This is a genomic window from Pararhizobium sp. A13 (genome assembly GCF_040126305.1).
GTDB lineage: Bacteria > Pseudomonadota > Alphaproteobacteria > Rhizobiales > Rhizobiaceae > Pararhizobium.
This window is the reverse complement of the sequence record NZ_CP149511.1, coordinates 1,388,622-1,405,393: the sequence shown is the minus strand read 5'-3', so window position 1 is coordinate 1,405,393 and position 16,772 is coordinate 1,388,622. Positions and strand designations below refer to the sequence as shown.

Annotated in this window: 16 protein-coding genes and 1 pseudogene; 13 read left to right on the top strand and 4 right to left on the bottom strand. The window is 59.2% G+C overall.

Annotated elements, in window-relative coordinates:
• Positions 1-15 precede the first annotated feature (15 nt).
• Positions 16-108: pseudogene (locus tag WI754_RS28305) on the bottom strand (transposase); the annotation flags it as partial.
• Between the two features lie 133 nt (positions 109-241).
• Here WI754_RS28305 and WI754_RS28300 point away from each other — a divergent pair.
• A complete protein-coding gene (locus tag WI754_RS28300; RefSeq protein WP_341487282.1) occupies positions 242-892 on the top strand; it encodes a DUF433 domain-containing protein in 651 nt (216 codons plus the stop codon).
• The gene (locus WI754_RS28295) at positions 889-1,305 is read left to right on the top strand and encodes a DUF5615 family PIN-like protein (protein ID WP_341487281.1); all 417 of its coding nucleotides are present in this window, start codon (positions 889-891) and stop codon (positions 1,303-1,305) included. The genes WI754_RS28300 and WI754_RS28295 overlap by 4 nt, the downstream gene beginning before the upstream one ends.
• Positions 1,306-1,950: 645 nt before the next feature.
• Here the strand turns inward: WI754_RS28295 and WI754_RS28290 are convergent.
• Positions 1,951-3,693: an adenylate/guanylate cyclase domain-containing protein gene (locus WI754_RS28290; RefSeq protein WP_341487280.1), complete on the bottom strand. Its 1,743-nt coding sequence runs from the start codon at positions 3,691-3,693 to the stop codon at positions 1,951-1,953.
• Positions 3,694-4,319: 626 nt separating this feature from the next.
• Positions 4,320-5,669, bottom strand: a complete 1,350-nt coding sequence (gene hemN / locus WI754_RS28285; protein WP_341487279.1) for an oxygen-independent coproporphyrinogen III oxidase — start codon at positions 5,667-5,669, stop codon at positions 4,320-4,322.
• 143 nt (positions 5,670-5,812) lie between these two features.
• On the opposite strand from hemN, the gene WI754_RS28280 reads away from it, so the two are divergent.
• Positions 5,813-6,541 carry a Crp/Fnr family transcriptional regulator gene (locus WI754_RS28280; protein WP_341487278.1) on the top strand — a complete coding sequence of 243 codons (729 nt, stop codon included), beginning with the start codon at positions 5,813-5,815 and terminating at the stop codon, positions 6,539-6,541.
• Here the strand turns inward: WI754_RS28280 and WI754_RS28275 are convergent.
• A complete protein-coding gene (locus WI754_RS28275) occupies positions 6,519-6,971 on the bottom strand; it encodes a hemerythrin domain-containing protein (RefSeq protein ID WP_341487277.1) in 453 nt (150 codons plus the stop codon). The genes WI754_RS28280 and WI754_RS28275 overlap by 23 nt on opposite strands.
• Positions 6,972-7,180: 209 nt before the next feature.
• On the opposite strand from WI754_RS28275, the gene ccoN reads away from it, so the two are divergent.
• The 10 genes from ccoN (at position 7,181) to WI754_RS28225 (ending at position 16,752) form a co-directional block, all read left to right on the top strand.
• The gene (gene ccoN, locus WI754_RS28270) at positions 7,181-8,791 is read left to right on the top strand and encodes a cytochrome-c oxidase, cbb3-type subunit I (RefSeq protein ID WP_341487276.1); all 1,611 of its coding nucleotides are present in this window, start codon (positions 7,181-7,183) and stop codon (positions 8,789-8,791) included.
• Between the two features lie 10 nt (positions 8,792-8,801).
• Positions 8,802-9,533: a cytochrome-c oxidase, cbb3-type subunit II gene (gene ccoO / locus WI754_RS28265; protein WP_341487275.1), complete on the top strand. Its 732-nt coding sequence runs from the start codon at positions 8,802-8,804 to the stop codon at positions 9,531-9,533.
• A gap of 10 nt (positions 9,534-9,543) precedes the next feature.
• A complete protein-coding gene (locus tag WI754_RS28260) occupies positions 9,544-9,693 on the top strand; it encodes a cbb3-type cytochrome c oxidase subunit 3 (protein ID WP_341487274.1) in 150 nt (49 codons plus the stop codon).
• A 1-nt stretch (position 9,694) separates the two neighbouring features.
• Positions 9,695-10,558, top strand: a complete 864-nt coding sequence (gene ccoP / locus WI754_RS28255) for a cytochrome-c oxidase, cbb3-type subunit III (RefSeq protein WP_341487273.1) — start codon at positions 9,695-9,697, stop codon at positions 10,556-10,558.
• Positions 10,559-10,691: 133 nt separating this feature from the next.
• On the top strand, positions 10,692-12,251 hold the full coding sequence (gene ccoG / locus WI754_RS28250; RefSeq protein WP_341487272.1) for a cytochrome c oxidase accessory protein CcoG: 1,560 nt from the start codon (positions 10,692-10,694) through the stop codon (positions 12,249-12,251).
• Positions 12,248-12,745: a FixH family protein gene (locus tag WI754_RS28245; protein ID WP_341487271.1), complete on the top strand. Its 498-nt coding sequence runs from the start codon at positions 12,248-12,250 to the stop codon at positions 12,743-12,745. Before ccoG ends, WI754_RS28245 begins: the two co-directional genes overlap by 4 nt.
• A complete protein-coding gene (locus WI754_RS28240) occupies positions 12,742-15,018 on the top strand; it encodes a cation-translocating P-type ATPase (RefSeq protein ID WP_341487270.1) in 2,277 nt (758 codons plus the stop codon). The genes WI754_RS28245 and WI754_RS28240 overlap by 4 nt, the downstream gene beginning before the upstream one ends.
• Positions 15,018-15,221 (top strand): cbb3-type cytochrome oxidase assembly protein CcoS, encoded by a 204-nt coding sequence (gene ccoS / locus WI754_RS28235; RefSeq protein WP_341487269.1) that lies wholly within the window; start codon positions 15,018-15,020, stop codon positions 15,219-15,221. Before WI754_RS28240 ends, ccoS begins: the two co-directional genes overlap by 1 nt.
• Before the next feature lie 43 nt (positions 15,222-15,264).
• Positions 15,265-16,098, top strand: coding sequence for a universal stress protein (locus WI754_RS28230; protein ID WP_341487268.1), 834 nt, complete (start codon positions 15,265-15,267; stop codon positions 16,096-16,098).
• 12 nt (positions 16,099-16,110) lie between these two features.
• Positions 16,111-16,752 (top strand): BON domain-containing protein, encoded by a 642-nt coding sequence (locus WI754_RS28225; protein ID WP_341487267.1) that lies wholly within the window; start codon positions 16,111-16,113, stop codon positions 16,750-16,752.
• Positions 16,753-16,772 lie beyond the last annotated feature (20 nt).

The following is a 16,772-nucleotide window of genomic DNA, read 5'->3' as shown; positions in this document are numbered from 1 at the left end:
GGTCGCGAAGTCCGCCTTCGAGACGGGCTCCAGCCGCACCTTGCCGCCCGAGGAATGCTGTCGCGGGACGAGCCCGAGCCAAGCAGCGAAATCTCGGCCACGTTTAAAACTTGCCATCCTATGACTGCGCTGTCGTGATTTTTCACACAGACTCCTCTTCCGGGGACTGTTTGGGACATTGAATTTCCCGCTTCAAACATATATATTCCGACAAGCCGGAAGATTTATTGTGGAGCCGAAGATGCCAGTTGCTGAGATGTTGAAAACGACCGAAGCCGCAGTCGTCTCGCACGTCGCGCTTCGCGACGTAAATAGGGTCATTGATGAGGGCATCCTGCCGGAAGCCTTTTTCTCGGCAGACAATGGGCGCCACGTGTTGGCATCTGCATGCACCCTGATTTCATTCTACTTCGAGAGCGCGGAGCGCCTCACGTCTAACGAGCGCCTCAATACCATTCGGTGGGCGGAGCCTCGACTGAACGAATGGAGAGAATTGACCTTTTCTTCGTTGGTGAAAAAAGACTGGACCATGCACCACGACTTTCTGACCATCGACCTTGCTCCGTTCGTTCGAAAGATGGTTGAGCGTCTTGCCACCCTTGAGGCCGCGCGCGCCATGGTCGTTTCCTCGCCCGATATTTTGGGGGGAGCCCCGGTTATCCGTGGCACGCGCATTCCTGTTCATGACGTAGTTGCCTCGGTCAATGCTGGCCATTCGCTTAAAGACATTCTCGAGGCTTATCCGGTCCTCAATGCAAAACAGGTGGATCTCGCGAAGATATATGTCGACGCGAACCCGTCGCGTGGGAGACCGAGGCCGGTAAATGACCTACCGAAAGGCGCAACAATTATTACTGATCGCCGCGTGCCGCGACCCCGGAAAGCGGTATGAAGTTACTGATTGACGAGTGCCTAAGCCCTCGACTTGCAACGATGTCTCAGACCGCAGGCTACGGAGAATCGTCTCATGTCGTTTGGCTCGGAAAAAGCGGATGGAAAGACTGGGAACTGAAGCCTCTCATCCTTGACGGAGATTGGACTTTCGTAACGAAGAACTCAGTTGATTTTCGCGGGTCCGCTGCGAACCCCGGATCAAAGGGCCAGTATGCCGATGTTGCTCTGCATGCTGGCCTGATCTGCTTGAACGGTCCTGACACAATGGACCTGGCGATGCAGGTAGACTTGTTCGACGAGGCTCTCTTAGAGCTATCCACGAACAGCGATCTTGTGAATCAAGTGCTTGAAATCACTATGACTGACCAAGACGAAATACATGTGCTTCGCTATCTTCTGCCGGCAGATTGAGCGGATTCCATTGAAGCAATGCACCTCCTCCCGCAGAGCTTCGTGTTTTAGAGCCTTTCCTCTTTTGGCTGAATCATTGCGGGTTCCCATACGCCCACACCGCATGAAGTCAAGGATGAAGGTCCGTCACACGGCGTGCCAGACCCCTGGCAATCGCCTGGCGTACGTCGGGAATCGGCCCATCCCCTCTCAGGGCCATTCCGCGTCTTCCTCTCGCTTGTGGGGTGGTCCATCGCGGCGAGCGCTATATCCCACTGCCGGAGAGCCTCATCGGACAAGTGCGCCGTGGCCGCGTTGGGGACATCGACCATATAGCCATGGGCGCTTTTGCTGCGCCAGATCATGATCCGATCCGGCAAGCGCGCGGCATCTTCCGGTGAAAGCTTCGCCGACGATTGTCCGATCAGAGCAATAGCCTGGTAGTAGACATCCTGAATGCGCCCATAACTGTCATCAACACGCTCGAGGACCCTCGCGCGTGTCGCCATAAATCGAAGCAATCGGTCCCTTGCCACCGCAGGAGACGCCGGTGCAAGCTCGCTTGAAAGACGTGTTGCGTTCGGTCGCGTCCAAAACAAGCTGCGCAAGCTTTTCCGCGCCGTGATCTCAACAAAGTTCCAGCGGCAACCCCATCTTGTTTCGGTTTTACTCTGGTAACCCTGCCAGGCGATAACCCTCGACAAAATGCCGCCGCACGTTTTCATCGCGGAAGGGTTGCGAAGCCGCCCAATGCCGAATTGTGAAATGCGGATTGCTCATCATAAACATCTCTGCCTCCCGGCGCGCCTCCTCCACACGCCCGAGTTGCGCCAGGCTCGCCGCGAGAATGCGGCGCGATGTCGTGCGATAGGTTTCAGGTCGGAGCAATGTCTGGACAGCGGACTTGTAATCGTGAAGCGCATATTGCGCCTGCCCCAGCATCCAGTAGTACCAACCAGGTGGGTGCGGATTGAGTCGGAGCGCCTTGCGTACGTGTTCGACGGCTTCGGCTGGTCGGCCGTTCAGCGTAATCAAATCCGAGCGCATCGCCCATGCGTCGGCATAGTTCGGATCAAGTCTAAGGGCGGCATCGAATTCCGCGTCCGATTCCGCTGGGCGGCGTTCATGTCCCAGAATGGTGCCCAATACCCAGCGGTTCCCGGCGTCGTTGGGGTCGAGCGCCACGGCCCGTTGCGCTTCTGCCTCTGCCCTTGCCCGGCTGGGCTCCATCGCCTCATCCCAAAACTCCCAGCCACACCACAGATTAAGCGCCAACCAGCGATGCGCCTCGGCATATTCCGGATCGAGCCCGATTGCCCGCTCCAGCAAGAAAATCGCCTCCCGCGCGATCTGTGCCGTTTGAAGGCCCAGACTCCGCGCGCGTACACAGAGCTCATAAGCTTCCAAGTTCGCCGGTTTGTTACGCGCCGGTTGAGCTGTCAATCGGCCAACCAAGGCCTCGACAATCCTGCCTGTCACCTCATCCTGCACGGCGAAGATATCCTCTAAGCCACGGTCAAATCGTTCGGCCCACAGGTGGTCCCCTCCGATTGCATCGATCAACTGAACATTGATGCGTACTCGTCCCGCAGCCCGTCGCGCGCTGCCCTCCAGGAGATAGCGCACGCCAAGATCGCGAGCGATACGGCGCGCGTCCACCGATCTACCCTTGTAGGCAAAGGTCGAGTTGCGGGCGATGACGAACAATCCAGTGGTCCTCGACAGGTCCGTGATTAGGTCTTCGGTCAGCCCATCGACAAATATCTCTTGCTCCGGATCGTTGCTCATGTTTGTGAACGGAAGAACGGCAATTGAAGGCTTGAGGGGCAGCGGCAGCACCGCCTTCTCGACTGGCCCGCAATATTCCTGCATGGTCGATGACGGCGACCATACCCGATAGACAAGCACCGGTTCGCCGATGTTCTTCATCGTTTGCGGGCCAAGTTCGTCAAAGCCGAAATCAAGCTTCCGCTTGACCTGCTCGTAGACGCTGCCGGAGACGCAGATGTCTTCAGGCGCTGCGAAGGATTGCAGCCGGGCAGCCACGTTAACGCCGTCACCGTAGAGATCGCCGCCATCGACGATCACATCGCCCAAATTGATCCCGACGCGCAGAACGATCTTTTGATCCTCTGGCAGGCCGATGTTGGCTTCTGCCATCCTGTTCTGCAACTCGACCGCGCAGGTGACCGCGTTAACGGCGCTTGCGAACTCGACCAGCACGCCGTCACCCATCACTTTGACAATGCGTCCATGGTGATGCGCTACCAAGGGTACCAGAATGGCTCTTCGCCGCTCCTTCAATGTTGCAAGTGTGTTCGCCTCGTTCAGTTCGATGAGTCGGCTGTAGCCGACCACATCGGCAGCCAATATCGCGGCAAGACGACGTTGGGCGCGTTCTTCGGCCATTTTGCATGACTCCTTTCACAGAACGCAGTGCCCCCGATTGTATTAACGCCCATTTCAAAAGTCTATCGCAAGCGATGAACCCTGGCCGTTCATTTGCAAAATTCCACAGCATGGGGGCTTCGATCTCACGTTCCGGCCATCCGGCGGCGATCGCCCAAGAGCGGTGGGTGACGATGACCCTGAACTCCGGTGGAATGACATCCAGCCGCTCGGAGGTATCCTCTCCGATCTCAATGTCAGCCGTGTCTACAGAGCCTCGTATCGAGATTGGTCAGGCTGGATCACGACCCTCCAAGCGGTCGGCGAGGTGCTGAAGGTCTTTCGGCTGTGTGTCGAAATGGCCCTTTGCTCGCCTCTTTCCGTAAACGGAAATCGGTCGACATTGAGCCCGATCTGTCGGAGATTTTGCTCCGGTCGAACACGCCGTGTCGCGTTAAACTTGACGTTGGATCAAGCTGACAAAGCTTTGGCAGTGTGGGGCTGGTCCATAGTCGCCGTCACCCGTGACCGGTGACGAACTTCTGATCGGACCTTCGACGCATCAGCAATTAAGATGCAGGCCGCAAAGACTCGACAACAACTCGTTCGCGTCCGCTATGCCAACGGCTGCTGTAAACGTTTGACCTTCAGATTGCTGACGAGTGTTTTGTCCTGCCTGTTGACAGGTATTTGTCAAAGCGGGCCGCAATCGTCCGCACGAGCGGTTTTCCCATAGACGTTACGCGGAAGCCCTCGTCACGCCACTCGAAGAGCCCGCTGGTATGCATTGCGGCCATTGTCTCGGCCTCTGTAGCGATGGCGCGCGCTGCGGTTCCGAAGTTCCTGACAAGCTCCCATAGGGAAAAGCCAAAATTGCACATCAGCTGTTCAATAATCCAGCCTCTGATCCTGTCGTCATCGCTGAGAAGGACGCCACGTGCCGATGCCAATCCAAATTCGGCTATCGCCCTCTGGTAAGCGGCCGTCGTCGGCGTGTTCTGGACGTAACCCTGTGGAAACTGGCTGATGGCCGACGGTCCAAGACCGATCAGGGTCGTATACGGATCATCGGTGTAACCCTGAAAATTGCGACGCAGCTTGCCCGTGACGGATACGAGAGACAGCGAGTCCTCGGGCAGGGCGAAGTGATCCAGGCCGATTTCCTCATAACCCGCCGCCAGAATCATCTCGCGCGCCGCCGAAGTCTGGCCAAACCGGGCGCCGGCGTCTGGCAGCCATTCATCCTTGATCATCGTCTGATGCTTTTTCAACCACGGGACGTGCGCGTAGCCGAACAGCGCGATGCGGTCGGGCTTCAGGCTAAGCGTCTGAGTTATGGTCGACCGGACGCTGTCAACCGTCTGGAAGGGGAGTCCGTAAAGCAGGTCCACGTTCACCGACTTTACTCCGTGGATACGGACGCTGTCGATCACCGCTCTGGTCAGTTCGAAGCTTTGGTGGCGGTTGATCGCCTTCTGAACCATTTCGTCGAAATCCTGTATGCCGAGGCTTGCGCGCGTCATACCCATCGAGGCCAGAGCCTGGAAACGCGCGCCGTCCATATCGCGCGGATCGATCTCAACACTGATGTCTGCATCCGGCCGGATGTCAAAGGCGCGGCCAAGCGCGGTCTTCAATGCCAAGAGATCGTCGGGCTGCAGCATGGTCGGGGATCCACCGCCGAAATGAACGGCCCCAATCTTCGCCTTGCCCTTGACGATCCGCCCGACCGTTTCGATCTCCCTTCGCAGGTATGTCAGGAAAGACGTGACCACATCATAGCGCTGGGTGTGCTTGGTGGTGCATGCGCAAAACCAGCACAGCTGGTCGCAATAGGGTATATGAATATAGAGACTTACGGTTTGACCGGGCTTTATCGCCCTCAGCCAAGAGTCGAATTGACCATGACCGACGCCCGCATGAAAATGAGGCGCCGTGGGATAGCTCGTGTATCGAGGCACATTTTCAAGTACGATGTCCGGTGTGAAGACTGTCATCGGTTCGCTCTCCTGTTTCCCCGTGATGTCGCTGAAAAGAGGAGAGGTGGTCTTGATTTCAATCAAATCGCAGCGACAGTTTAGCCGATTGTATTTCGTTTTCTTTGCGCGCAAATGCCAATCAGGATCCACATGGTGATTTGATGACCGAACGGCTTGATGTGCACAGCGCAGGCATTCCAGTCCTCTGTCAGGCCTGCGAGGCCCGGCATCGGGGTGTCTGCGGCGCGCTTGAGCCGGAGCAGTTGATCGCTCTTGCCAAAACTTCTTCGAAGCGTCGTGTGACGAGCGGCGCGGAATTGATCGGCGACATGGAAACGGTGGATGGTTACTCCAACATCCTTTCCGGCGTCGTCAAGTTGACGAAGACGCTCTCGGATGGGCGCGAACAGATTGTTGGCCTGCAATTTGCGCCCGATTTTCTTGGCCGCCCCTTCAAACAAGAAAGCGCGCTCACCGCGCAAGCCGCGACCGACGTATCGTTGTGTTCATTTCCACGACTCACAATAGAAGGCATGCTGAGGAAGTCGCCCGCTCTAGAACACCGGTTGCTTGAGCAAACGCTTCGGGAACTGGATGAAGCGCGCGATTGGATGGTGACGCTCGGCCGCAAGACTGCGGGCGAAAAGGTCGCGAGCTTTCTGCTGTTGATCGCGACATATATCGATCCGGAGTTCGATCCGCGTTCTGGATCGGCCGTCTTCGAATTGCCTCTGACACGTACCGAAATCGCGGATTTCCTCGGTCTGACCATTGAAACAGTCAGCCGGCAGTTGACTAAGCTCAAAGCGGACAAAGTCATCCAGATAGAGAACAATCGGCGTGTAACCGTCGAAAATATCGAGCGTCTCAGATTTCGTGCTGGGCTTTAGCAAGCGCCCCGCGAACGATCGGCGCTATATGCTCGCTCTCGAAAGCAACATGCCGGCGCATGCCTTCGAAAAAACCGCGCAGCATGAAGCCGAACATTTCGGCATTCGCAACCACACCATCATGCCCAACCTTGAACAGAATCTCGGTCAGTTCGTCTGCGAAGCACTCATCCTCGACATGCTCGATCCGCAATCGCTGCGTGGACCCAGCCGTCTTGGCTGCGTCCGGCAGGGCATCGTATGCGGGGAAAATGATCGCCTCCTCCAGATGGTGAGCACGGCTCAGGAGAGGCAGGAGCGTATTGGCGACCGTCAGGCATGTCAGCCTTTCAATTCGGTCCGGCAAGGAATCGGCGATGCCCTCCAGCGTGCTGCACAGGGTGAGTTTTCGCTCATGCATCAAGAGCATTTCCTGGAGGGACAGGCGCATTCTCTGATCGTTTCGAAGCGGTCGGAAAGGTGCGCGGTAGTGCCGCGGTCCCTGGCTGTATCGCCCGCCTCTCATTGACATCTTGCCTCCTCCGCTCTGGTCGTTGAAGCATTGGCGGACATCCGCGGCACTAGCCTTGACATAGATCAAAGCGTCTTTGCCCCCGATGCGAGAAATGTGGCCCCAGACATGCGTTTGGGGAAAATTCAATGAAGCACGGTTCCGCCATCATCGGTCTGAGCACCGCCACGTTCCTGGCGCTGCTTGCCGCCGGATTCGCCTATGACGCGGCTTTTGCCAGCCACATGTGGGTCCTGTTTTTCGTGCTGCTGATATCGGTCGTCGTGCTGTTGCGGAGCACGAATTTTAAACCGGCGCCGGTCGTCAATCCATCTGCCTACATGGATGAGCCAGTCCGCTACGGCGCCATTGCGACCATGTTGTGGGCTGTCGTCGGACTGCTCGTCGGCGTCGTTGTCGCGTTGCAGCTTGCCTATCCCGATCTCAACATCGAGCCATGGTTCAACTTCGGCCGGATGCGGCCGCTGCACACATCGGCGGTGATCTTCGCCTTCTGCGGCAACGCGCTGCTGACGACGTCATTCTATGTCGTGCAGCGGACGACAAGGGCGCGCCTGTTCGGCGGCGATCTCGTCTGGTTCGTCTTCTGGGGTTACCAGCTCTTCATCGTCATGGCAGCGACCGGCTATTTGCTCGGCATTTCGGAAAGCCGCGAATATGCTGAACCGGAATGGTATGTCGACCTGTGGCTCACCGTCGTCTGGGTTGCCTATCTGGTGGTTTTCCTCGGCACGATCCTGAAACGGAAAGAGCCGCATATCTATGTGGCGAACTGGTTTTATCTGTCGTTCATCGTCACCGTCGCAATGCTGCATGTCGTCAACAACCTGTCGATGCCGGTCTCGCTGCTCGGAAGCAAGAGCTATTCGGCTTTCTCCGGCGTGCAGGATGCGCTGACGCAATGGTGGTACGGGCACAATGCCGTGGGCTTCTTCCTGACCGCGGGCTTTCTCGGCATGATGTATTATTTCGTGCCTAAGCAGGCCAACCGCCCGGTCTATTCCTACCGCCTCTCTATCATCCATTTCTGGGCGCTGATCTTCCTCTATATCTGGGCCGGGCCGCACCATCTCCACTTTACCGCCCTGCCGGACTGGGCGCAGACACTCGGCATGGTGTTCTCGATCATGCTGTGGATGCCGTCCTGGGGCGGGATGATCAACGGCCTGATGACGCTGTCGGGCGCCTGGGACAAGCTGCGCACCGACCCGATCATTCGCATGATGGTCGCCGCCATCGCCTTCTACGGCATGTCGACCTTCGAAGGGCCGATGATGTCGATCAAGACCGTCAATTCGCTCTCCCACTATACCGACTGGACCATCGGCCACGTGCATTCCGGGGCGCTCGGTTGGAACGGACTGATCGCCTTTGCCGCGCTCTACTACATGGTGCCGAAGCTGTGGAACCGCGAGCGGCTCTACTCGATGCGGATGGTCAGCTGGCATTTCTGGTGCGCCACGCTCGGCATCGTCATCTATGCGGCGGTAATGTGGGTGGCCGGCATCCAGCAGGGGCTGATGTGGCGCGAGCACGATGAGCAGGGCTTCCTGGTCTATTCCTTCGTCGAAAGCGTTGCAGCGCTGCATCCTTACTACCTGATCCGCGCTCTCGGTGGCGGGCTCTACCTACTAGGAGCACTGATCATGGCGTGGAACATGACCATGACGATCCTCGGTTATCAACGCGACGAAGAGGCCATCGGCGGTGCGCCTACCGTCATGCAGCCAGCAGAATAGGGGACTTTCCATGTCATTGATGGACAAACACGCGATCATCGAACGCAACGCCACCCTGCTTCTGGTCGGTTCTCTCCTGGTCGTCACGATCGGCGGCATCGTCGAGATAGCTCCGCTGTTCTACTTGCAGAACACCATCGAGAAGGCGGAGGGGATGCGGCCCTATTCGCCACTGGAGCTTGCCGGACGCAACATCTACGTCCGCGAGGGCTGCTATGTCTGTCATAGCCAGATGATCCGGCCCTTTCGCGACGAGGTGGAACGCTACGGCCACTACAGCCTGGCGGCGGAGTCCATGTACGATCACCCCTTTCAGTGGGGTTCCAAGCGAACCGGACCGGATCTTGCCCGTGTCGGCGACCGCTACTCCAACGAGTGGCATGCCCAGCATCTGATCGAACCGAGCGCCGTTGTGCCGGAATCGATCATGCCGAGCTACGCCTTCCTGAAGACCACGCCACTCGATGCCAAAGATCTGGCCTCGCATCTCAAAGCCAATGCTGCGGTGACTGTGCCCTACACCCAGGAGATGATCGACAATGCCGATGCGGATGTCAGGGCGCAGGCTGATCCAAACGCCGACACGTCCGGGCTCGAAGCCCGTTACCCGAAAGCCAAGGTCGGCGATTTCGACGGCGACCCGCAGCAGCTGACAGAGATGGACGCGTTGATCGCCTATCTGCAAATGCTGGGCACGCTCGTCGATTTCAAAACCTATGTCGAAACCGGCGGAGACCGCTAAGGGGGCAGCAATGGACTATCACATAATGCGGACATTTGCGGACAGTTGGGGCCTCCTTGCAATGCTCATGTTCTTCATCGGCGCTTCGATCTTCGCCTTCCGCCCCGGCAGCAAGGCGCTCAGCGACGAGGCCTCCCGCATCCCCCTGAAGGATGACTGACATGACCGACAAGCATATCGATAAGGTTTCCGGCGTTTCAACCACGGGACATGAGTGGGATGGCATACGCGAGCTGAACAATCCGTTGCCGCGCTGGTGGCTCTGGACGTTCTATCTGACGATTTTCTGGGCGCTCGCCTATACTATCGCCTATCCCGCCTGGCCGCTTCTCACGTCCTCGACGAAAGGACTTTTCGGCTATTCGAGCCGCGCCGAGGTATCCCGGGACATCGCCGCTGCGGATGCCCTTAAGGGCACCTATGTCGACATGATCAAGGGCAAGACGATCGACGACATCCTCGGCGACGAGACGCTGCGCGCGATCGCCGTCTCCGCCGGGGGGGCCGCGTTCAAGGTGAACTGTGTCCAGTGCCATGGGTCGGGTGCGCAGGGCTCGTCCGGCTATCCGAACCTGAACGATGACGACTGGCTGTGGGGCGGCAAACCGGATGCGATCCAGCAGACGATCAACCATGGCATCCGCTTTGCAAGTGACGGCCAAGCGCGCGATTCCGTGATGCCCGCCTTCGTGGATGTCCTTGACCGCCAACAGATCCTGCAGGTCAGCGCCTTCGTCGCGAGCCTCTCCGGTCCGGTAGCCGAGCAGAGCAGTCTCGCCCCGGGCGCGGCGATTTTCGCGGAAAACTGCGCCGCCTGCCATGGCGAAAAGGCGAAGGGCAATCGCGAGCTCGGCGCGCCCGACCTCACCGATGCCATCTGGTTGAACGGTTCGGGCGAGGCAGCGATTGCCGCGCAGGTGAAGGCTCCGAAAATGGGCGTCATGCCCGCATGGGGCGATCGCCTCGGCGAGACGACCATCAAGGAACTTGCCGTTTTCGTCCACTCGCTCGGGGGTGGCGAGTGACGAACTGTCCGGCGCGCTTTGATTTTGATCAAGGCGCGCCGGACATCGGGTCCGCATGGTGGGCGTGTCAGTTGATGACGTCCACTCGGCGAGCGTCGGTGACGCAAACTCTTATTTGGAAACTGGTGCCCCGATGCAGGATCAAAGCGAAGTCGTTCAGCTGGAAGCGGACGCCGTAAATTCAGCCAGGATTCGCCAGCCCCTCTATGCAGCGCGCCGCAAGATCTTCCCCAAACGCGCCTCGGGCGATTTTCGTCGGTTCAAATGGATCGTCATGGCGATCACGCTCGGCATTTACTATCTGACGCCATGGTTGCGCTGGGACCGCGGTCCGTTCGCACCGGATCAGGCAGTGCTGGTTGACCTGGCGAACCGCCGCTTCTATTTCTTCTTCATCGAGATATGGCCGCAGGAATTCTTCTTCGTGGCCGGCCTGCTGGTCATGGCGGGCATAGGATTGTTTCTCGTCACGTCGACGGTTGGCCGCGCCTGGTGCGGCTATGCTTGCCCGCAAACCGTCTGGGTCGATCTGTTCCTGGTGGTCGAGCGGGCCGTCGAGGGGGATCGCAACGCACGGATCAAGCTCGATGCGGCTCCGTGGTCGCCGCGCAAGATGGCCGTCCGCGTCCTCAAGCACACCGTCTGGCTCTGCATCGCGGTGGCGACTGGAGGTGCATGGATCTTCTATTTCGCCGATGCGCCGCAACTGGTCGCCCATTTCGTCGCCGGACAGGCGGTGCCCGCCGCCTATATCACTGTCGCGATCCTCACCGCGACCACTTATGTCTTCGGCGGGCTCATGCGCGAGCAGGTATGCACCTACATGTGCCCATGGCCGCGTATTCAAGCGGCCATGCTCGACGAAAACTCTCTGACAGTCACTTACAATGACTGGCGGGGCGAGCCGCGGTCGCGTCACACCAAGAAGATGGCAGCGGCCGGCGAAAGCATCGGCGACTGCGTTGATTGCAATGCCTGCGTCGCGGTCTGTCCGATGGGCATTGATATTCGCGAAGGCCAGCAACTCGAATGCATCACCTGCGCCCTGTGCGTCGACGCCTGCGACGGCGTGATGGACAAGCTCGGCAAGGAGCGCGGACTGATCTCCTACACGACGCTTAATGACTACAATGCCAATATGGCGCTCGCAACCGCCGGGGGAACGTCTCCGGTCAATCCCGTCCGTGTTCGGGAACCGGACGGCCGCCTCTCGGGCAAAGTGGCGCATATGAACCTACGAAAGCTTTTGCAGCCGCGCACCCTCATTTATCTCTGCGTCTGGAGTGCTGCAGGCGTGCTCATGATCTACGCGCTGCTCACGCGCGACCGGCTGGAGCTCAACGTCCTGCATGATCGCAATCCGCAGTTCGTCGTGTTGTCCGATGGCTCCATTCGCAACGGCTATACGCTGAAGCTGCTCAATATGGTGCCGCGGCAGCGCAGCGTGAAGCTCTCCCTGGCGGGTGATCTGCCGGCTGCATCGATGTCGGTGCTGGGCAGCGACCGGTCGGAGGGGCTCTCGTTCGACATCAATCTTGAGCCTGACCGGCTGAAGACCATCCGGGTGTTTGTCCGGCAACCTGCAGCGCAAGCGCTCGCATCCACGCAGGAGTTTGAATTGGCTATCGAAGACAACACCGGGGAACGTGCGGACTACAAGGCGACCTTCAACGCACCGGAGAAAGCGCGATGAAACTACAGACCAACCTACGGCAACCGTTCACCGGCATCCATATGCTGTGCGTCATGATCGCCTTCTTTGCGACCATCATTGTGGTGAACGTGACCATGGCTATGCTTGCCGGATCGTCCTGGTCCGGACTGGTTGTCGAGAATTCCTACGTCGCGGGGCAGGATTTCAATCGCCGGCTCCAGGAAAGCCGCGAGCAACTGGCACTTGGGCTAAAAGGTACCCTGACTGCGCGTGACGGCGAGGTCGCCTACGAGTTGGCCGACGCAAAGGGCAAACCTGTGCAGGCAACGGCTGTTCGCGTCGTTTTCCGCCACCCCGTCTATGAGACCGCAGACTGGTCCATCGACCTGACGGCAGGAAATGGCGAGAGATTTTCCGGGCGCCACGACCTGCGCGACGGCGTCTGGATCGTGACGATCGAAAGCGACATCGGCCTTGAGAGGCCCTATGCCGAGGTACGGCGCGTCACAATCAGCAACGGAGGCATCCAATGAGCTGCTGCGCCCCGGCGATCGACATGGTGCTCGACATCGAGCGGGCGAAAAGCGCCGGTCCTTCCGATGACGAGATTCTACTGGCGCGCCGCGCACTCGGCAATGGGCTGAGCCAGATTGATCTCTCCGTGCCATCCGTTCATTGCGGTGCCTGCATTCAGGCCATCGAAACCGGCCTGTCCGGGCTTTTCGGTGTGGAACGCGCCCGTGTCAATCTGTCGACCAAACGCGTCTCCGTAAGCTGGCGCGGCGGCGATGTTCCGGACATCGTCCCGACGCTCGCCCGGCTTGGTTATCCCGCTCACCTTGCCGATGATCCTGCGATCGAGAAGGACGGCACCCTGGCCGAACTGATCACGGCCGTCGCCGTCGCCGGTTTTGCGACCGGCAATATCATGCTCCTGTCGGTATCCGTGTGGGCCGGTGCCGACGGCGCGACACGCGACCTGTTTCACTGGTTGTCGGCCCTGATCGCCGCACCCGTCATGGCCTTTTCCGGACGCATTTACTTCCGTTCGGCGTGGAATGCCCTGCGGCACGGACGCATGAACATGGATGTGCCGATTTCGCTCGGTGTGTCTCTCGCCTATTCGATGAGCCTCTACGAGACGATCACCCACGGGCACCACGCTTATTTTGACGCCTCGGTTTCGCTGCTGTTCTTCCTTCTGATCGGCCGGACGCTTGATCATCTCATGCGCGACCGCGCGCGCGCCGCTGTCAGCGGTCTCATTCGCCTGTCGCCGCGCGGTGCCGTGGTCATCGGTGCCGATGGCCGGCGCGGATATCTGCCGCTGGCCGATATCGAGCCCGGCATGCGGCTGTTTGTTGCTGCCGGCGAGCGTATCCCCGTGAACGCGGTCGTGCTTGAGGGGCGTTCCGATCTCGATTGTTCGCTAGTGACGGGCGAAAGCGGATCGCAGCGCATCGAGCCGGGTGGAGCCGTGCTGGCGGGCGTTCAAAACCTCACAGGCCCGCTCACCATCGAGGCAACCGCCGCGGCCAAAGATTCATTCCTTGCCGAGATGGTGCGGTTGATGGAGGCGGCCGAGCAGGGCAAGGGCGCCTACCGGCGCATCGCCGACCGGGTCTCGGCGCTCTATTCCCCCGTCGTGCACCTTGCCGCGCTCCTGAGCTTTCTCGGCTGGATGGCTGCCACCGGAGATTGGCACTTGTCGGTCACGATCGCGACCGCCGTGCTGATCATCACATGCCCCTGCGCGCTCGGCCTTGCCGTGCCGATCGTCCAGGTGGTCGCCGCCCGCCGCCTGTTCGAAAAGGGCATCATGGTCAAGGACGGCTCGGCCATGGAGCGGTTGGCCGAGATCGATACGGTCGTCTTCGACAAGACCGGCACGCTGACCATGGGACGGGTGGGGCCGAGGGACGTGACCTTCGTGAACGAAGACGACCTGGCAATGGCGGCAAGTCTCGCCAGTTTTTCCCGTCACCCGGTTTCCGTCGCGATCGATGCGGCTTTCTCCGGGCGTTCACGCCAGCCGGTGACCTACGAGAATGTGGTCGAGCATCCGGGTCTCGGTATAGAGGCGACGCTTGATGGCAGGCGTTACAGGCTCGGACGAACGTCGTGGGCGCTGGATGGGAGAGAAATTCCGAATTCATCGGCGGGAACTGCGTTTGCCGTTGATGGCGCCCTGCGCGCGTCATTCGATTGTATCGACAGCCTGCGTGAGGGGGCAAAGGTCGCCATTTGCGAACTGGCCGGGACTGGCCTGTCGCTGGAGATTCTCTCCGGCGACAAGGCGTCGGCGGTCGCAGAGGTTGCCGATTTATTGTCGATCGGCATGTTCAATGCGTCGGTCATGCCCAGCGGGAAAGTCGATCGTCTCGACCAACTACGCGCAGCGGGCAACAAGGTTCTGATGGTCGGGGATGGCTTGAACGACGCGCCCGCTTTGTCTTCGGCGCATGTCTCCATGGCCCCCGCGACAGGAGCGGACATTGGCCGAAACGCGGCCGATTTCATCTTCCTGCGGGACAGTCTGATGGCGGTGCCATTATCGCTGCAGATCGCCCGCAACGCCGACCGGCTCATAAGACAGAACTTCGCGCTGGCCGTCATCTACAATCTGATCGCAGTGCCGATCGCCATCCTCGGCTTCGTCACGCCGCTGATTGCGGCCATTGCCATGAGTGGTTCGTCGCTGCTGGTCATCGGTAATGCACTGCGGCTGCGATCCGGCAAGGGACATACGATGTCTGCGCGTACTTTTCGCCAGCATTCGTCGCCCAAAAAAGAGGTGCCACTATAATGGCAACCTTGATCTATCTCCTTCCGATAGCGCTTTTCCTCGGCGCTATGGGTCTTGCTTCCTTTCTATGGGCACTGCGAAGCGGCCAGTACGATGACCTCGATGGCGCTGCCGAGCGAGTGCTGCTCGATGAGGCGCTCTTCCTGACCAACCGCGCGGACATCCTTGACGGAGATCAATGTGAACGCGGCGGTAAGGCCTAAGCTGCGAACTCACAGTTCAATGATCTTCGAAAGGGACATTTCAATGAGCTATAAAACCGTTCTCAGCGTGACTGGGATTCATCAGTCCGACGATGATCTGCGGGCAGCGGCAGAGCTATGCGCTTCCGCCGGCGCGCATCTCTCCGCCTTGGTCGTCGCGTTGTCGGCATCGCCACCGATTGGTGAATATGCTGCCGCCGTGTCGGTTGACTGGCTCGATGAGCGCAGCCGCGAAATTGCAAAACTTGACGAACGGGCGGAAGATGCCAAGGCCTTACTTGCCCAAACCGGCATATCTTTCGACGTCGATACGATCTACACGGAGATTGCGTGGTCCGATGAGGAAATCGGTGAGCGTGCCTCCTATGCCGACATCTCACTCCTTGGGCCCGGCCTTAAACTGGACCCGGAACTCCGGGTGCGTGCCATCGACGGCTGTCTCTTCAAGTCTGCGCGACCTGTTCTCATTGTTCCAAAACGCGGCAAGCCGACACTTTCTCCCAGGACGATCATCCTTGCCTGGGACTCCCGCCTGGAAGCCGCCAGGGCAGCGCGCGAGGCGATCGACATGATGAAGAACGCCGAGGTCCATGTGACCCTCGTTGACCCTCGGGCATCTTCCGCGAGAAACGGAGAGGAACCCGGCGCCGATATTGCCGCCTATCTTGCGCGGCATGGGATCGAGGTCACGGTCGACCGGTTGGCAAGCGGCGGCCGACCCGTCGACGACGTCCTCAATCAGCATGCGCTTGACGTTTCGGCTGATCTGATGGTGATGGGGGGCTATAGTCACTCTCGTCTGCGGGAACGCATCTTCGGCGGCGTCACGAGAGCGATGCTCGAGTCGGCGAACATTCCGGTACTGATGATCCATTGAAGACGTTTCGCGATGACGCTGGCCGGTCGCGCAACCGGCCGGCGTCATCCGGCCCGCACCGGAAGCCTCGAGGCCGAGCACATCGGTGTCACTGTCGACAACGGTGTTGTCACGCTTACCGGGCATGTCGGTAGCTACGCGGAGAAGACGATGACTGAACGTGTGGTACAACACATCAAGGGAGTGCGCGCCATCGCGCAGGATATCGAAGTCAGATTTCCCGAAGACAAGAAGACGGCAGACGACGAGATCGCCGGGCGCGCCGCGAAGATCATTGCGTGGAACGTGGCCATTCCGGACGGAAAAGTTCATATCAATGTTCAAAGGGGATGTGTGACGCTATCGGGTCAAGTTGACTGGCACTTCCAAGCGCTGCAGCGGAAAAAGCGGTGTGCAAACTCCGGCGTTTCGGGTGTCAACAATATGTTGTCGATCCGCCCGCGGATCGACATTGCCAGCATCAAAAATTCCATCGAAACCGCGCTCACGCGGAATGCGGAGATTGAGGCAGACGGCATTAACGTCGATGTTTCGGGGGGAAAGGTGACGTTGAACGGCAAGGTAAATACATGGCGAGAACGCACCACGGCAGAAAGTGCTGCCTGGTCCGTGCCAGGCGTCACAGCGGTCGAAGGTAGGTTGGTCGTCGTTTGATCGACCGAGCGCGGCAGGCG